Origin of the sequence: Microbacterium protaetiae (genome assembly GCF_004135285.1) — a bacterium.
In the GTDB taxonomy this organism is placed as follows: domain Bacteria; phylum Actinomycetota; class Actinomycetes; order Actinomycetales; family Microbacteriaceae; genus Microbacterium; species Microbacterium protaetiae.
Genome location: NZ_CP035494.1, coordinates 1097355 through 1113140 on the forward strand (window position 1 = coordinate 1097355; position 15786 = coordinate 1113140).

At 66.9% G+C, this 15786-nt stretch carries 17 protein-coding genes; 6 read left to right on the forward strand and 11 right to left on the reverse strand.

Going from position 1 to position 15786, the window contains the following annotated elements; translation table 11 throughout:
* The first annotated feature begins 50 nt into the window (after positions 1 to 50).
* Positions 51 to 1130: a glycoside hydrolase family 172 protein gene (locus tag ET475_RS04985; protein ID WP_242497770.1), complete on the forward strand. Its 1080-nt coding sequence runs from the start codon at positions 51 to 53 to the stop codon at positions 1128 to 1130.
* A gap of 98 nt (positions 1131 to 1228) precedes the next feature.
* Positions 1229 to 2830 carry a DUF4185 domain-containing protein gene (locus ET475_RS04990; RefSeq protein ID WP_129386664.1) on the forward strand — a complete coding sequence of 534 codons (1602 nt, stop codon included), beginning with the start codon at positions 1229 to 1231 and terminating at the stop codon, positions 2828 to 2830.
* Positions 2831 to 2915: 85 nt separating this feature from the next.
* On the opposite strand, the gene ET475_RS04995 is transcribed toward ET475_RS04990, so the two are convergent.
* The 3 genes from ET475_RS04995 to ET475_RS05005 are packed head-to-tail and all read right to left on the reverse strand — an operon-like array spanning position 2916 to position 4184.
* On the reverse strand, positions 2916 to 3314 hold the full coding sequence (locus tag ET475_RS04995) for a PIN domain-containing protein (protein WP_242497771.1): 399 nt from the start codon (positions 3312 to 3314) through the stop codon (positions 2916 to 2918).
* Positions 3311 to 3562: a type II toxin-antitoxin system Phd/YefM family antitoxin gene (locus tag ET475_RS05000; RefSeq protein ID WP_129386671.1), complete on the reverse strand. Its 252-nt coding sequence runs from the start codon at positions 3560 to 3562 to the stop codon at positions 3311 to 3313. The genes ET475_RS04995 and ET475_RS05000 overlap by 4 nt, the downstream gene beginning before the upstream one ends.
* A gap of 34 nt (positions 3563 to 3596) precedes the next feature.
* Positions 3597 to 4184 (reverse strand): TetR family transcriptional regulator, encoded by a 588-nt coding sequence (locus ET475_RS05005; RefSeq protein ID WP_129386674.1) that lies wholly within the window; start codon positions 4182 to 4184, stop codon positions 3597 to 3599.
* A 73-nt stretch (positions 4185 to 4257) separates the two neighbouring features.
* On the opposite strand from ET475_RS05005, the gene ET475_RS05010 reads away from it, so the two are divergent.
* The 3 genes from ET475_RS05010 to ET475_RS05020 are packed head-to-tail and all read left to right on the forward strand — an operon-like array spanning position 4258 to position 6121.
* A complete protein-coding gene (locus tag ET475_RS05010) occupies positions 4258 to 4821 on the forward strand; it encodes a biotin transporter BioY (RefSeq protein WP_129393681.1) in 564 nt (187 codons plus the stop codon).
* Positions 4815 to 5516, forward strand: a complete 702-nt coding sequence (locus ET475_RS05015) for an energy-coupling factor ABC transporter ATP-binding protein (RefSeq protein ID WP_129386676.1) — start codon at positions 4815 to 4817, stop codon at positions 5514 to 5516. Before ET475_RS05010 ends, ET475_RS05015 begins: the two co-directional genes overlap by 7 nt.
* Entirely contained in the window at positions 5510 to 6121 is a 612-nt protein-coding gene (locus ET475_RS05020) for an energy-coupling factor transporter transmembrane component T family protein (RefSeq protein ID WP_129386679.1), read from the forward strand. The genes ET475_RS05015 and ET475_RS05020 overlap by 7 nt, the downstream gene beginning before the upstream one ends.
* A 119-nt stretch (positions 6122 to 6240) precedes the next feature.
* Here the strand turns inward: ET475_RS05020 and ET475_RS05025 are convergent, their stop codons facing one another.
* The 5 genes from ET475_RS05025 to ET475_RS05045 form a co-directional block, all read right to left on the reverse strand.
* Positions 6241 to 7116, reverse strand: coding sequence for a carbohydrate ABC transporter permease (locus ET475_RS05025; protein WP_129386682.1), 876 nt, complete (start codon positions 7114 to 7116; stop codon positions 6241 to 6243).
* A 1-nt stretch (position 7117) separates the two neighbouring features.
* Positions 7118 to 8074, reverse strand: coding sequence for a carbohydrate ABC transporter permease (locus ET475_RS05030; protein WP_242497772.1), 957 nt, complete (start codon positions 8072 to 8074; stop codon positions 7118 to 7120).
* 71 nt (positions 8075 to 8145) lie between these two features.
* Positions 8146 to 9492 carry an extracellular solute-binding protein gene (locus tag ET475_RS05035; RefSeq protein ID WP_129386686.1) on the reverse strand — a complete coding sequence of 449 codons (1347 nt, stop codon included), beginning with the start codon at positions 9490 to 9492 and terminating at the stop codon, positions 8146 to 8148.
* Between the two features lie 640 nt (positions 9493 to 10132).
* On the reverse strand, positions 10133 to 11335 hold the full coding sequence (locus tag ET475_RS05040) for an acyl-CoA dehydrogenase family protein (protein ID WP_129386689.1): 1203 nt from the start codon (positions 11333 to 11335) through the stop codon (positions 10133 to 10135).
* Positions 11335 to 12378, reverse strand: a complete 1044-nt coding sequence (locus ET475_RS05045; protein WP_129386693.1) for a phosphotransferase family protein — start codon at positions 12376 to 12378, stop codon at positions 11335 to 11337. The genes ET475_RS05040 and ET475_RS05045 overlap by 1 nt, the downstream gene beginning before the upstream one ends.
* 153 nt (positions 12379 to 12531) lie before the next feature.
* Here ET475_RS05045 and ET475_RS05050 point away from each other — a divergent pair, with 153 nt between their 5' ends.
* A complete protein-coding gene (locus ET475_RS05050) occupies positions 12532 to 13725 on the forward strand; it encodes an MFS transporter (protein WP_129386696.1) in 1194 nt (397 codons plus the stop codon).
* A gap of 34 nt (positions 13726 to 13759) precedes the next feature.
* On the opposite strand, the gene ET475_RS05055 is transcribed toward ET475_RS05050, so the two are convergent.
* The 3 genes from ET475_RS05055 to ET475_RS05065 form a co-directional block, all read right to left on the reverse strand.
* Entirely contained in the window at positions 13760 to 14602 is an 843-nt protein-coding gene (locus tag ET475_RS05055; protein WP_129386699.1) for a helix-turn-helix domain-containing protein, read from the reverse strand.
* Positions 14603 to 15113: 511 nt separating this feature from the next.
* On the reverse strand, positions 15114 to 15311 hold the full coding sequence (locus ET475_RS05060; RefSeq protein WP_129386703.1) for a hypothetical protein: 198 nt from the start codon (positions 15309 to 15311) through the stop codon (positions 15114 to 15116).
* Entirely contained in the window at positions 15308 to 15745 is a 438-nt protein-coding gene (locus ET475_RS05065) for a heat shock protein transcriptional repressor HspR (RefSeq protein ID WP_129386706.1), read from the reverse strand. Before ET475_RS05065 ends, ET475_RS05060 begins: the two co-directional genes overlap by 4 nt.
* Positions 15746 to 15786 lie beyond the last annotated feature (41 nt).

Below are 15786 nucleotides of genomic sequence, written 5' to 3' on the forward strand. Positions count from 1 at the left end.
GGAAGTGCACTCCTATGACGTTCCCGGCATCCCTCAGCAGCCTTTGCGCGGTGCAGACCCGGTCCATCTCCCCCGAGAATTTCGACGGTTCGGTCGGCGGTGGCGCCCGAGCGACCGACGGCACCGGGGCATCCTGCGCCCGCGATCTTGGCCCCGGCTGGAAGATCTCGCCGAGCGTCGACGTCAAGGCCGGTGAGACGTTCGATCTGGCGAACATTGACGGCGCCGGCAAGATCACGCACATCTGGATCACCACGCACACCGACAACTGGCGCACTCTGATCTTGCGCGCCTACTGGGATGGGGCATCCGACCCCGCCGTCGAGGTGCCGTACGGAGATTTCTTCTGCAACGGCTGGGGCGTGTTCGCGCAGGTGAACTCGCAGATGATCGCCGCCAACCCGCACGGCGGGTTCAATTCGTACTGGCCGATGCCGTTCCGCACCGGCGCGCGCCTCACGATCGAGAACACCTCCACGGTCGACGTGCGCGTCTACTATCAGGTCACCTACGAGACCGGCGGCGACTATGCGGGCGAGGGGTACTTCCACGCGCAATGGCATCGGTCGAACCCGCTTGACGAGCTTGTACCACACACGATCCTGGAGGGCATCGAGGGGCAGGGCCACTACGTAGGCACCTACATCGCCTGGGGCGTGAACTCGAACGGCTGGTGGGGTGAGGGCGAGATCAAGTTCTACATGGACGACGACACCGACCACCCCACGATCTGCGGCACCGGGACGGAGGACTACTTCGGCGGCGCCTGGAACTTTGATGTACCCGGGCAGGGATACACGGCCTTCTCGACGCCGTATCTCGGGATGCCGCAGGTCATCCGCCCCGACGGGCTCTACGTCTCGCAGCAGCGGTTCGGCATGTACCGCTGGCATGTCGCCGACCCGATCCACTTCGCGACGGGGCTCCCCAGGGTCGACATCCAGGCGCTCGGCTGGCGCAGCGGATGGCGCTATCTGCCACTGCGCGATGACATCGCCTCGACGGCGATGTTCTACCTCGACCGACCAACGGCCAGGCGACCCAAAACGCCGAGCGCCGACGAACTGGAGGTACACCTAGGGGCCACCCCGGTGCCCGACATCGGCGCCACCCCGCCTCGCGAACCGTAGAGGCGAGTGCGGGGCAACGGTCGGTTGATGAACCCGAACATCTCCTGACGCAACCGCGTGCCCGCCATCGGGGCGGGCTGGAAACAAGGAGAGAGACGATGACGCCTCTGAAACGAACGGTCGCCGCCACCGCGATCGCGGGCATCGCCATCACGGGGACGTTGCTAGGCGGGTTCGCCACCGCACAGTCACCGGAACCCGATAGAACCACCCATATCCAGACGAGGGGGACCGGGGCGGGGGATGCCGCAACCGCGGCAACCACGATGGCCGCTGACTCCACCCCCGCCACCGTCGTCGAGAAGCTCACCGGTCCCGACGCGCCAAACAACACCGCTGGCCGGTGGGACATCAAAGCAACGGATCTCGGCATCCTCTGGGATGACGGCCACGGGCAGGTACTCGCCGCCTTCGGCGACACGTTCGGCAACGCTTGGGCGGGTCCAGGAGGCGGTGCACCGGCCAACGGCAACTGGCGCAGCAATGTGCTGGCGCGGTCCAGTGACCGCGAGTTGTCCGACGGGATGCTTCTGCAAAGCTCGCCGCAGTCACCCGAGGGAGTCGCCAAACAGCTGATCCCTTCCAAGAAGATCAACGGCGATGAGATCACAACGATCCCCACCGCGGGCATTTCCGTCGGCCGCCGCCAGTATCTCGGTTTCATGTCAGTGAAGCAGTGGGGCGACCCGGGCAAGTGGGACACAAACGAGGCCGGCCTTGCCTATTCCGACGACGACGGCGAGACCTGGACGGTGTCCGACACCGCCTGGCAGAACAACGACGATGGCACGGATCCGTTCCAGATGCAGGCGTACGCGCGTCGCGACGGATATGTGTATGTCTTCGGCACGCAGAACGGGCGCAACGGTCCGGCATCCCTCGCACGGGTGCCCGAACGTCGACTGCTCGACAAGGGCGCATACCGTTACTGGGACGGCCGGCGCTGGAGCAAGAGCGAGGCGGATGCCACGCCCATCGTCGAGGCACCGATCAGCGAGCTGTCGGTGCAGTACGACGCCTACACCCACCGATATCTGATGATGACGCTGTCGGGTCCCGACATCGTGCTGCGCACCGCGAAGAGCCCGCAGGGGCCGTGGTCGTCGCCGCAGACGGTGGCGCACGCGGCGGACTATCCGGGGCTGTACGGCGGGTTCTTACACCCGTGGAACCGCAACGGTGACATCTACTTCACGATGTCGTCGTGGAGTCCATACAACGTCTACCTGATGCATATGCAGCTCGACCGCAACGGCAAGATCATCAACCCGAACCTGGTGACCGACCCGAGCTTTGAGCGGGGCGTCGCGATGGGTGACGGAGCGTGGTCGTGCACGGACAACTGCGGCATCGACAACGCACCGGCGAGTGCCTTCAGCGGTGACCACAATGCGTTCGTGCGCTACAACACCGGGTGGCGCAACATTTACCAGAACATCGCGGTCGCACCGCACAGGAAGTATCGGCTGACCGGGTTCATCCGCACCTCGACCAACAGCGACAACGGTTACTTCGGCGCCCGGACCACCTCGGGCGCCGTGATCTCCGAAGCGCACTTCGTCTCTGTCGGCGCGTGGACCCGCTTCACGGTCGACTTCGACAGCGGAACGAACGAGACTGTTCAGGTGTACGCCGGGGTCTGGACCAACAGCGGCGACATCTGGCTGCAGGCAGATGACGTGGCCGTCGTCCGACAATGAGACGTACGCTTGCCCGGGCGCCTGCAGGCGAGCAGGTCCGCGCCGTACGCGGAGGTGATGCCAGAAACGCCCGTAGACCCGACGGTCACATTGGGTCTACAGGATCGAGCGTGGCATAGCCAATCTGCGAAGCGACCGCGCGCATGGTGGCATCGTGCGTCACGATGGTCGCATCGAGGCCGCTCCGGATCACCGATGCCAAGTGGATCGCGTCCAGGGTCTTGACGTGCGGAATGATCGCCTCAGCTTCAGCGAGGATCGTGTCGTCGATCGACACGGTACTGATGTAGTCGAGGATCTCGTCCCGTCGGCGAAGTGGTTTGTTGTCACGGCGCAGTACCCGGGTCAACTCCGTGCGCAAGAGGCGCGAAGAGAAGACCACCGCATCAGCAGTGGCCTTCTCGAACCAGGCGGAGGCCAGCGCCGACTGTCCGTAAAGGATCCGGATCGCCACCGAAGAGTCAAGATAGAAGTGGTCCGTCACCAGTCGCTCTTCATCTCGTCGATAAGTGCATCAAGCGACTCTGCGGTCTCGACGTCCATCTGTTCCAGCCGGGACGTCCGGGCTGGTCCGGGCTTCTTCGGAGGCGTGAGCACCGCGCCGGACCCCGGCGGCACGACGCGACCAACCTCACGGTCGTGTCGCGTAATGCGATAAGTCGCTCCCGATTCGACATCGGCGAGCATCTCCGTGGGATTCTGGCGCAACTGCCCGACGGTGATCGTCTTCATAGATCCATGATAGAGCCAGTTTGTCTACTACTATCTAGAGATAGCTGACGACCCGCGCCCGCAGACCCTCGACGAGCAGGTCGACCCCGAATGCGAAGGCGTCGGCCGAGGCATCTGGACCACGCCCCACGACCACACCAAGGCTGTCGTACTGCAGCCGCTGCTGCTCGTGCGAGACATGGCCGAGCACGAAGTGCAGCAGCGCCGTCGCCGCACGTCGCGTCGTCGCCTCATCGAAGCCGCCCAAAGCGATCGAATCACTGAGGCGACGGAGCGCGGCATCCGCGCCCAGCCCCATCGACAGCGTGCTCGCAACAACCTCGGCACCATCGCGATAGGCGAGGAGCCCATCACGCAGCGCCGCAGCCGCGGAACGCACGTCGCGATCCCATTCGCCCGACGTCGTGGCCACCGGGCGCGGCGACACGATGCGATCGGCGAGGTCGGCCAGCAGCGCCTGCTTGTTCGGGAAGTGGTGGTACAGCGCGCTCGGCTGCACGTCCAACGCTGCCGCTAGACGCCGCATTGTCAGGTCTGGGAGCCCCACATCATCGAGCAGGCGCAACGCCGTACGTGCGACATCATCCTGTGTGTGTCGGCGCACGGTTTCGCTGGAGGCCATAATCCCACTATAGTGAACGGCGTTCAGGTGAACACTGTTCAGGTAAGGATTCCGTATGACTGACGCTCCCACCATGACTCGCAGCCGTCTCGCGACCTCGGACATCGCGCGCGTCGCCGTCTTCGCCGCCGTTATCGCGGTACTCGGGCTGCCTGGCGGCTTCACGATCTTCGGCGCGGTTCCAATCACGGCGCAGACGCTCGGAGTCATGCTCGCCGGTGCGATCCTCGGCCCTTGGCTGGGTGCTCTGTCGATGACGGTGTTCCTCGCCCTGGTGGCGCTAGGCCTTCCTTTGCTCTCCGGCGGACGCGGTGGCGTCGCGGTATTCGTCGGTCCGTCTGCCGGGTATCTCATCGGCTTCGTCGCCGGGGCGCTCGTGATCGGGCTCATCGTGCATGCCAGGAACCACAAGCCACAGCTGTGGCGCACTTTCGCGGGCGTCGTCCTCGGCGGCATTCTCGTCGTATACGCCTTCGGTATTCCGTTGCAGGCATGGATCACCCGACTCCCCCTGGGTGAGACGTTCCTGACCAGCCTGGTGTTCATTCCGGGCGACCTGATCAAGGCGGTGCTGGCCACCGCGGTCACGATGACCCTTGTCCGCGCCTACCCGCGGGCATTCCGTCGCACATGGTGATCTCGCTGCGCGACGTCGTCGTACGCCTCGGCGAGGTCGAGGCGCTGCGCGGCGTCACGCTCGACGTGGACGCGCGTACTGTCGCGGTGATCGGCGAGAACGGCTCAGGCAAGTCGACGTTCGCCCGCCTGCTCGCGGGTCTCGTACCCGCGGCATCCGGCAGCGTTCGCATGCTGGGACTCGACCCCGCACGAGATGTTGCCGAGGTGCGACGCCGCGTCGCGGTCGTCTTCAGCAACCCCGACGCACAGATCGTCATGCCGACGGTGGCCGAGGACGTCGCCTTCTCGCTCCGACCACAGCGGCGGAGGCGACGGGACGCCGCCGACAAAGCCGCCGACAGCGCCCAAGTCGCGGCATCCCTCGCTCGTTTCGGCTTGACCGAGTTGGCAGAGCGTTCCGCATACGATCTGTCGGGCGGACAGAAGCAGCTGCTCGCCCTTGCCGGGGCGTTCGTGCGCGAGCCCGAGCTGGTGATCGCCGATGAGCCGACGGCCTATCTCGACGCGCGCAATGCTCGCCTGGTCGCCGACCACCTGCTTGCCGAGACGGACCACCGGCTCGTCGTGGCCACGCACGACATGGCGCTCGCCCAGCGCTGCGAGGTCGCCGTGCTGTTCGCCGACGGGCGCGTGCGCGCGGTCGGCGAACCCGCCGAGGTCGCCGCAACGTATGAGGCGAGCCTGCAGTGCTGAGTCTCTATCGCCCGGGCGACGGGCTGCTGCATCGCATGCCTGCTGGGCCCAAGCTCTCACTCCTCGTCATGCTGGTGCTTGCGGTGTCACTCCTGCCGACCGAACCGTGGTCCGCGGTGATGGCCGCATGCACATGCCTGCTCGTGTATATGTTTGCCGGACTGCGCGACGGGATGCTGGGTCTCCGCGTCCTCGGCACCCAGCTGTGGGCACTCAAATGGGTTGTTGCGCTCATGCTCGTGGGTCAGGTGATCTTCCTCGGGCCACTGCCGGCCGTGCTGAACACGGCGCGGGTGGTCGCAGCATTACTGCTGGCAGCGCTCCTGGCGCTGACGACCCGCGTGACAGCGTTGCTGGACGCTGTCGAGCGCGGACTCGCACCGCTCGCCGCCCTGCGCATCGATCCGGCACGCGTGGCACTCATGCTGACAATCACCCTGTCGACATTGCCAGTCATGGGGCGCTTCGCGCACGACGTGCGCGAAGCGCAGCGCGCCCGCGGCGCGCGACCAGGCGTGCGAACATTCGCCGTGCCCTACCTCGTCATGGCACTCAAGCACGCCAACGAGCTCGGGGACGCTCTCGCCGCTCGCGGCGTCCGTTGAGCCGCGGCATCCTGCCCCACGCGTTCAGCTCGCAGGAAGATCTGGGCCCCTGCCACCGACACGCCGGCCTACACGCCGGGATTGCGAAAGCGTCCTGCGAACTGAACACGACAGCCCCGTTACTTCAGCCCGGCCATCTTGATGTTGCCGATGATCTGGCGCTGGAAGATCAGGAACAGGATGATTTCCGGCGCCGCGGCCAAGACAGATCCCGCCATGAGCAGGCCAAGCTCGGAGCTACCCCGCCCGGTACGGAACGTCGCAAGGAACTGCTGCACGACGAACCTCTCGGGGCTGGTGATGGTCAGGATCGGCCAGACATAGGAGTTCCAGTAAGCCAGAAACGCGGTGATGCCCATCACCACGAACGGGGGCTTGGAGAGCGGCAGGAACAAAAAGAAGAAGATGCGCAGTCGCCCGCAGCCGTCCAGCATCGCCGCTTCTTCGAGGCTCGACGGAATGCTGAGATAGAACTGCCGGATGAAGAAGATCATCGCCGCGGTGGCAGCACCCGGGATGACCAGGACGGCAAGGCTGTCGAGCATGCCCAGATCAGTGACAACGATGAAGCTCGTGAGCAAGATCGTCATGCCGGGGATGAACATCGTCGTGATGACGACGGTCCACAGCGTGCGCTTGAAGCGGAAGTCGAGGCGCGCGAAGGCGTAAGCGGCCAGCGAGTTGACGGTGAGGGCGAGCGCTGTGAACAGCACTGCACCAAGGAAAGTCCATCCCATGGTCAGGAGGAAGGTGGGATCGCCGAGGATCTGCGCATAGTTCTCCCACTTCCACACCTCCGGAAAGAACTGGAAGGGGGTCGAGATGACCTCGGTCTTCGATTTGAACCCCGCGATCACCAGCCAGAGCAGCGGGAAGAGCGAGGCGACGATGAAGACCACCCCGACGATGGTCTTGCCGATCGCATAGAGCCACCACGAGGTGGTGCGCTGCGGACGACGACGGATCGCGGCGACTTCCTGTGCGACGACGGCCATGTCAATCCACCAGCCTCTCGGAGTTGACGAAACGGAAGATGAGCGCCGACACGGTGCCGAGCACGACGAACAGCAGAAGCGCGGCGGCGATCGAGTACCCCACGTTCACGTCGTTGGTGAAGTGGTTGAAGATGAACAGGTTCGGCAAGGTAGTCGAATCGAGCGGCCCGCCCTGAGTCATCACCAGCGGCAAGTCGAGCTGCTGAATCGCTGCGACGAACCCGGTGACGAGGAGGTACAGGATGATGTTCTTCATCTGCGGAATCGTGATGAAGAAGGTCTTCTGCCACCAGTTCGCACCCTCCATCGCGGCTGCCTCGTAGTACTCGGTGGGAATGTCGATCATCGCGGCCACCATGATGAGTGACGTGAGACCCATGCCGAGCCAGATGGCAGGGATGGCGATCGCCAACAACGCCCACTTCGGGTCGCCGAGCCAGGCGACGGGATCGATGCCGAAGAGTCCGAGAAAGGCGTTGAGCAGACCACCGGAATAGTCGTAAATGACCACGAAGATGATCGACGTGATGACCGTTGAGATGATCGTCGGAAGGTAGATCGAGACCTTCAAGGTGCTGGCAAAGTGCCGGGAGACCGCGACGACCAGGCTCGAGAAGCCGAACGCCAGGAGCAGCATCGGAGGGACGGTCATTGCGACAAAGACGAATCCGCGACCGATCGCTGCCCAGAAGAGCGGATCGGTGAGGACGTTAGCGTAATTGCGCCAGCCGACGAACTCGGGCGCCTTGTAGAAGCTCCAGTCGTGGAATGACAGGTAAGCAGCGTAGATCGCGGGCCAGATCACGAAGATCGCCAGCAGCACCACCGCCGGAAGCAGCAGCCAGTATGCGATCTTCCCGTCACGATACAGATATCGCCGATGCCGATGCCGTGCGGCGCGCGCGTCAGGAACGATCAGCGCTTCCGTCTCGGTCATGGTGGGGTGCGTCACGGTCATTTCTCACCTCGTCTTCGGGGCGGATCAGCGGTTCGGGAACCGGCGTCGGCTCCCGAACCGCTGTCACGGCGTCAGTTCTTCGGCGCTTTGCTGGGCAGATCGTTCTGCTTGATGACCTTCTCGATGGCTGCGTTCGCCGTCTTGATGGCTGCATCCGGTGATGCAGCTCCCTTCATCACCGATTCCATCGCAGTTCCAACGGCGAGCGACACGTCCCACGGATACGTGGGCTCGGGGATCGCAGTCGGGGCGATCTTGTTGATGAGGATGTCCGACCACGGCGCGTTGGCCGCATTCTCGTCGTTCGCGAGCGCGTCCTGCACGGACTGGCGCACCGGTATCTTCGTGAACTGCGTGTTCACGAAGAATGGCAGCACGTTCTTCGGATCGCCGGCGATCGCCCACTGCAGAAACTGGCCCGCGGCATCCGCATGCTTCGATTTGGCGTCGATGACCCACTTGAAGTTTCCGAGCGTCGTTGCCGTGCGCCCATCCGCCTGTGGAGCATCCGGGAACGCGCCGACGCCGGTCTTGTCGAGCAGGTCTTTGAAGTCCGACCCGATCTCCGACATCATCCACGAACCCGAGACCTTGAAAGCGACCTTCTTCTCGCCGAAGTCCTTACCCTCGACGTAGGCAGCAAGCGCCTGCTTGGGCATGTAGCCGTTGTCCCACAGCTGCTTGTACTCGTTCATCAGCGCGCGGTAACCGTCGTTGTCGATGTTTGGCTTGGTCCAGTCATCGGTCAGCGCCGTGTGGCCCGCAAAGTTGTACTGCTGACCAACCGTCGACCACGCGAACGTCGCCGCATCCATGGCCGGCGAGATGCAGTACTGGCCGGCCTTCAACGTCGGCTTGATCTTGGCGCACGCAGCCATCAGCTCGTCCCACGTCGTCGGCCCCTGGTCGGGGTCGACGCCAGCCGCGCTCAGCATGTCCTTGTTCCAGAACAACACCGTCTGAGCCTCGACCAGAAGCGGATACGCGTAGAACTTGCCGCCGATCTCCGACACCGACTGCGCAATCGGCAGAATCTCATCGAGCGCCGATTTGTCGACCACCTCACCGAGGTCGTAGAGCTGACCGGCGTTGACCGCGTCTTGGATCGGCCCGGAGTGGGTGTAGATGTCGGGCGCCTTACCCGCGGCCTGTGCCGCTTTCATCTTCTGGTCCCACGCGTCAGCGGGAACCTCGGTGTCGACGACCTTGATCTTGTCCTGTGACTCGTTGAACTGCTTGACGATGTCTTTGTACCACTCGTTCTCTGGTGGCGTGAAAGTGCGATGCCAGAACGTGATGGTCTGCACGCCACCGGCGTCGCCGCTGTCGCCTCCACCGCCGGAGCACGCGGAGAGTGCCATGCCCGCGGCGAGCATCGCGGCGCCGGCGGCGATGATCCTGCCCTTGGTCTTGCGCATTCGTCCTCCTCAGGAACGCGGCTCGTTCGCGAGCCGTTACTGTGGCCGGTTGACACCGGCATGTGGGCGCCGAGCGGACGACCAGAAAACGCATGCGAGTCGTCCTTGACCTCGTCATCGGCCAGAGTAGACGAAATCGATTTCATCCGCAACGGCCCGCTGGTCGAGACGATCTGTTTCAGAAGTCCGTGTTCATAGGGCACCGCACGGTGCGGTCACAGGAATCGATTTCATATTTGCACGGTCGGCCCTCGGGCATCCACCCCGCGGCGCCCGTTCAGCACACGGGACCAACCAAGCAAAGCGCCCCGACATGCCTGTCGACACGCCCCATCCCACCAAAACGTCCTGCGAGCTGAACACACGGAAAGGATGAGGGCACGGGATGCCGCGCACGCCGACGAGTTGGGCGACGCCCTGGCCGCTCGCGGCGTGCGCTGAGCCGCAGCATCCGGCCCGCCACCCGTTCGGTTCGCAGGAAGATCTGCACCGGCGAGCCCGACACGCCGGGTGACACGCCCGGGATCGCGAAAAGTTCCTGCGAGCCGAACGTCGGCCGCGCAGTGACATCCGCCCATCCGCCGCCCGGGCCCCGCCCATCCGCGGCCCATCCGCCGCCGAGGCCCCGCCCAGGCCCCGCTCAGCGCCGCAACTGCGCCTTGCCCAGCGAGCTCAAATGCACCTCGTCGGGGCCGTCGGCCAGCCGCAGCGTGCGCACGCCTGCCCACATCGCGGCCAGCGGGGTGTCGCCCGACACTCCGGCCCCGCCGAAAAGCTGGATCGCGCGGTCGAGAATCTGCTGCACGGCGCGCGGCACCGCGATCTTTATCGCCTGGATCTCGGTCATCGCCTGCCGGTTGCCGACGGTGTCCATCAGCCATGCGGTCTTGAGCACGAGCAGCCGCAGCGCCTCGATCTGAATGCGCGATTCGGCCACCCATTCGCGCACCACCCCCTGCTCGGCCAGTGTGCGCCCGAACGCGACACGAGACACGGCCCGCTCGCGCACGAGCTCGAGCGCTCGCTCGGCCATGCCGAGGGCACGCATGCAGTGATGGATGCGGCCCGGGCCCAGTCGCGCCTGCGCTATGGCGAATCCCTCGCCCTCCCCGGCCAGGATGTTCTCGGCCGGCACCCGCACGTGGTCGAAGACCACTTCGGCGTGCCCGCCGTGGTCGCGGTCGTCGTACCCGAACACCGTCAACGCTCGCACGACCGTGACGCCCGGAGTGTCGCGCGGCACGAGGATCATCGACTGCTGCCGGTGCCGCGGCGCGTCGGGGTCGGTCTTGCCCATGACGATGAAGATCGCGGCATCCGGGTTCATGGCCCCGGTCGACCACCACTTTCGCCCAGTGATGACATACTCATCGCCGTCGCGCTCGATGCGCGTGCCGATGTTGGTCGCGTCCGACGAGGCGACATCGGGCTCGGTCATGCAGAAGGCCGACCGGATGTCGCCGGCCAGCAGCGGCTCGAGCCACGCGCTCTTCTGCGCGGGCGTGCCGAAGTCGTTCAGCACTTCCATGTTTCCGGTGTCGGGCGCGTTGCAGTTGAAAGCGACGGGGCCCAGCTGTGGGCTGCGCCCGGTGATCTCGGCGATCGGCGCGTATTGCAGCTGGGTGAGGCCCGCGCCCGCCTCTCCCGGCAGGAACAGATTCCACAGCCCCTGCGCTCTCGCTGCGCGTTGCAGCTCGCGCACGATGGGTCGGAACGACCATTCTTCCGGCGTGGCGGCCAGCTGCTGCGCGAGCACCGACTCGGCCGGCAGTACATGCTCGTCGAGGAATACACCGGCCTTCTCGGTCAGCGCGCGGGTGCGCTCATCGGGGGCGAAGTCCATCAGATCAGCTCCATTCCTGCCGTAGCGAGCGGTTCCACGAGGTCGCCGATGTGCTCGAAACCCTCTCCCACGGTCTCGCCCATGCGGTAGCGGTAGTGAATCCCCTCCACGATCACTGCGAGTTTGTAGGCCGCGAACGCCCGGTACCAATGCAGATCCGGGATGCTGCGCCCCGACCGGCGCGCATATGCCTCGACGAGCGCGTCGAAGGTGAGGTACCCGGCATCCACATCCACGGCGCTCGGCACGATGCGGCCGGCGCCGGGCAGCTCGGCCAGGTTCCAGTAGAGGCTGAGGATGCCGAGGTCGACGAGGGGGTCGCCGAGCGTGGCCATCTCCCAATCGAGGATCGCCGAGACGCGCGGCGCGTCGCCGGTGCCCTCGACGAGGGCATTGTCGAGGCGATAGTCGCCGTGCACGATGCCGGTTGCGTGCGTCTCGGGAACGTCGCGGTGCAGTGCTGCCTGCAGCCGATCGAGCATCGGCGTCTCGCGGGAGCGCGAGGCGTCGAGCTGGCGCTGCCACGTCGACAGCTGCCGGTCAATGTACCCGTCGGGGTGTCCGAAGTCGGCGAGGCCGACGGCGACGGCGTCCACCGCATGCAGCTCGGCGAGGTGCTCGGCCAGGGCCGTGCTCAGGGCGCGCAGCCCGGTGCGCGTGAACTCGTCGTTCTGCCTGTGTTGGGTCAGAGTGCGCCCGGGCGATCGTTCCATGACGAAGAAGACCGTGCCGGTGACAGCGTCGGCCGCGGTGTCGTCGACAAGGTCGATGGCCACGGGCACCGGCACCGCGGTGTCGTGCAGTGCCGCGATGACGCGGTGCTCGCGCCGCATGTCGTGGGCGCTGGCCAGCACATGGCCGAGCGGCGGGCGTCGCACGATCAGCGGCACGGCGGCGCCCTCGACGGCGTAGGTGAGGTTGCTCTTGCCGCCGGCGATGACGGATGCCGCCAGTCGGCCCCCGCCAAGTTCGGGATGCTCGCGCTCCAGCCACGCGCGCAGACCTGACACGTTCAGACCGGGCGGATCGGTGGGGTGCGGCATCCAGACCTCCTCGTCGTAGGGACGTCTACAGCATACCGACTGCCCGGTATGTATCGACTCGCTCGCGCGCCCCGATCTCCCGCCCGGACGATCGGTCGGATGCTTCGGACGCCCGGTCGGGCGCAGCATCCCTCACCCAATGAGAGTGGAAGCATGACAACGACCGCGCCCATCTCGACCACTGCGTCCGCCACCACCGCCGAGCGGATGCGATACGGCGGGCTCGTCGCGCTCATGCTGATGAGCTTCCTGCTGGTGACGGCCGAGTTCCTTCCGAACGGCGTGCTCACCCAGATGGCCACGGAGTTGGGGGTCACCCCGGGGCAGGCCGGCCAGACCGTGACCGTGACCGCGCTGGTCGGCTTCGTCGTGGCACCCACGGTCGGCCTCATCTTCCCGCGGCTGGACCGCCGCACTCTGCTGGTCTGGATGGCCCTGGCCGCGGGAGCGTCGAACCTCATCGTCGCCATCGCTCCGAACCTGCTGCTCGTGCTGGTCGCACGGTTCCTGCTGGGGGCAGCCCTGAGCTCGTTCTGGGCCATGTCGATCACCGTCGCCGCGCGCCTGTCCGGACCGGCACGGATCGGCCGCGCCGTCATGTTCACCTCGGCGGGCGCGTCTCTGGCGACGGTCGGCGGGGTTCCGCTGGGGGTGTTCCTGGCCGAACTCGCCGACTGGCGCACGGTGTTCGCCGTCGCCGGTGTCGTCACGGCTCTGCTCGCCGTCGCGCTGCGCACGCTGCTCCCGGCGGTGCCGGCGGCGCGGGCGGGCAGCATCCGGATCCTGCTGGACACCATCCGCCGCCCGGGCATCGGACTGGGTCTTGCCGGTCACGTGCTGATCGTGCTCGGGCACTTCCTCGCCTACACCTACGTGCGACTGGCGCTGGAGCGTCTTCCGCACGTCGATGCCACCACCGTCGTCCTGCTGCTGGCGCTGTTCGGCGCCGGTGGCCTGATCGGCAACATCGCGATAGGTCTGATCGTCGACCGCACGTTCGGTCTGCTGGCGGTGCTCGTGCCGGTCGTGATCGCCGGCTCCATCGCGCTGCTCGCGCTCGTTCCCACATCGGTGACGATGGTCGCGGTCGCGGTGACGGTCTGGGGATTCTTCTTCGCGTCGTGGCTGATCGTCGTCAACACCTGGGTCGCGCGCCGCTCGCCCGATCGGCTGGAGGCCGGCGGCAGCCTGGTCGTGACCGGCTTTCAGGCGGCCATCATGCTCGCGGCGGGAGGCGGCGGCATCCTCGTGGACAGCATCGGCGTCGAGGCCAACTACATCGTCGGCGCCGTGCTTCTCATCGCCGGCGCCGCGTTGTTCGGGCTCTCGAACCAGGCACGCCGGTGAGGGATGCCGGTGAGGGATGCCGCGGCCCGGTGCGTCAGGCCGGCACGGCGTCGCGGCGACGCTGCCATGCCGACGGTGCCAGCCCGGTGTGCCGGCGGAACGCACGGCTGAACCCCTCGTCGGAGCCGTACCCCAGTCGCCGGGAGGTCGCCGAGACGGGAAGCCCGGCATCGAGCAGATCCTTGGCCCGCCGCATCCGCACCTCGGTGACGTAGCCGGCCGGAGACATGCCGATAGCACGCCGGAAGCGCTCGGCGAACACCGAACGCGACATCGCCCCCATCGTGGCGAGCAGCTCAAGGCTCCAGTCGCGGCCGGGATCGTCGTGGATCGCCTCGACCACGCGATCGAGGTACGGGTCGCGACGCTGTGCCCAGCCCTGCGGCACGCATCCGAGCTGTGCCCAGGCGCGAATCAATGACAACAGGACCGTGCTCACCATCAACCGGCAGATGACCGGGTCACCGGAACGCTGTGCGGATGCCGCGTTCTCGCCCGCGCCCAGGTTCGCGGCAAGCGCCGCGGCGGCCGGCTCACGGTCGGCGAAACCCGTGACCCATGCCAGCGGCGGCATCTCTGCCATGGCGGGTGCGCCCGACAGCTCCAGGTCGACCGTCATCACCCGTGCGCCACCGGCCGAGACGAGAACCAGCGGGCGCAGTCCCATCGACAGCAGCGCGTCGCCGGCGCAGAGAGTGCTCGGCGCCGTGGGCGCGTCGACACCGACGGCACCGTCGACCACATAGATCAGGGTGACGACACCGGATGCCACCGGCAGCACACCGCCCGCCGACACGGGTGTGCGCCGGCTGGTTCCCGGGCGCACCTCGACGCGCGAGAGGACGTCGTCCAGCACTCCCGGGTCGATCGTCGCCATGCCGGGGGCAACCGCCGCCCCGGTGACCCTATTCCCGATCGCCCTCCGCGGGCGATGCGCGCGGGTGGTCGTGTTGGGGGGCCCACGTGCCCGGAGGGTTCGGGGCGCGTTCCGCCCCCCGGCCCCCGGCACTCCGCGCCCCGCACGCCGCGCCGCGCCCCGCACCGGGCAGGCGCGAGGATGCTCGAACCGGGCAGGCGGGAGAGGCTACCCCCTATCGGGCACCCGGAGTGGCGGGGCCGGTCGCGGCATCCCACCGTTCAGCTCGCAGGATGAACGGCTCACAGGATGGGCGGCGCACAGCGGCGCGGCGGCGCCGGTCGCGGCATCCCGCCGTTCAGCTCGCAGGATGAACGGCTCACAACGGCGCGACACACCGGACGACACGCCCGGGATCGCAAAAACGTCCTGCGAGCCGAACGCCGCCGGCGCGGCGGGGCCGGCTCGGGCGGGGCCGCGGCGGGCGGGTCCGGCTCGGGCGCGGCGGGGCGGCTGAGGCGGGGCGGCGGCCTCAGCGCTCGTTGCCGCGCCGGTAGTTGCCGGTGGCGCGCTGCAGCAGCGCCTGATCGGATGCCTCATCGTCGCCGAGCCGCGCCGCCAGGCGGGCAGCCGCCGAGCCGCGCAGCGTCGTGACGAGCCGGCCGCCGCGCGAGATGAGAACGTCGCCCGCCTTGGTGACGCGATAGGTGAACGGCTCGGAGCCGCTCACCGCTCGTCGGGCCGCTGCGGCCGCCACACGACGATGTCGGTCGAGCGACGCACGCGCCGCCCGTGCCGCAGCGGCACGACAGCGCCGGTCGCGCCGGCGGCGAACACGCGCGCCCCGGGCCTGTTCTCGACCTCGACACGCACCCGCTCTTCGAGCATCTGCACGCGCATGTGCAGCTCGCGCACGTGCTCTTCGAGCTCGAGAATGCGCACGATGGCCGGAAGGCTCATGCCGTCGGCCGACATGCGCGACACCTCACGCAGCTGGGCGACGTGCCGCAGCGAGTACCGGCGGGATCCGCCCTTGGTGCGGGCGGGCACGACGAGCCCCATCCGGTCATACTGGCGCAGGGTCTGGGGGTGCATTCCCGACAGCTCGGCGGCCGCCGCGATAGCGAAGATCGGGGCGTTCTCGTCAGGCTGGTAGTCGGACATCCGGATTCACCTCCTCGGCTCTGGTGCCATTCTCGCGGGTC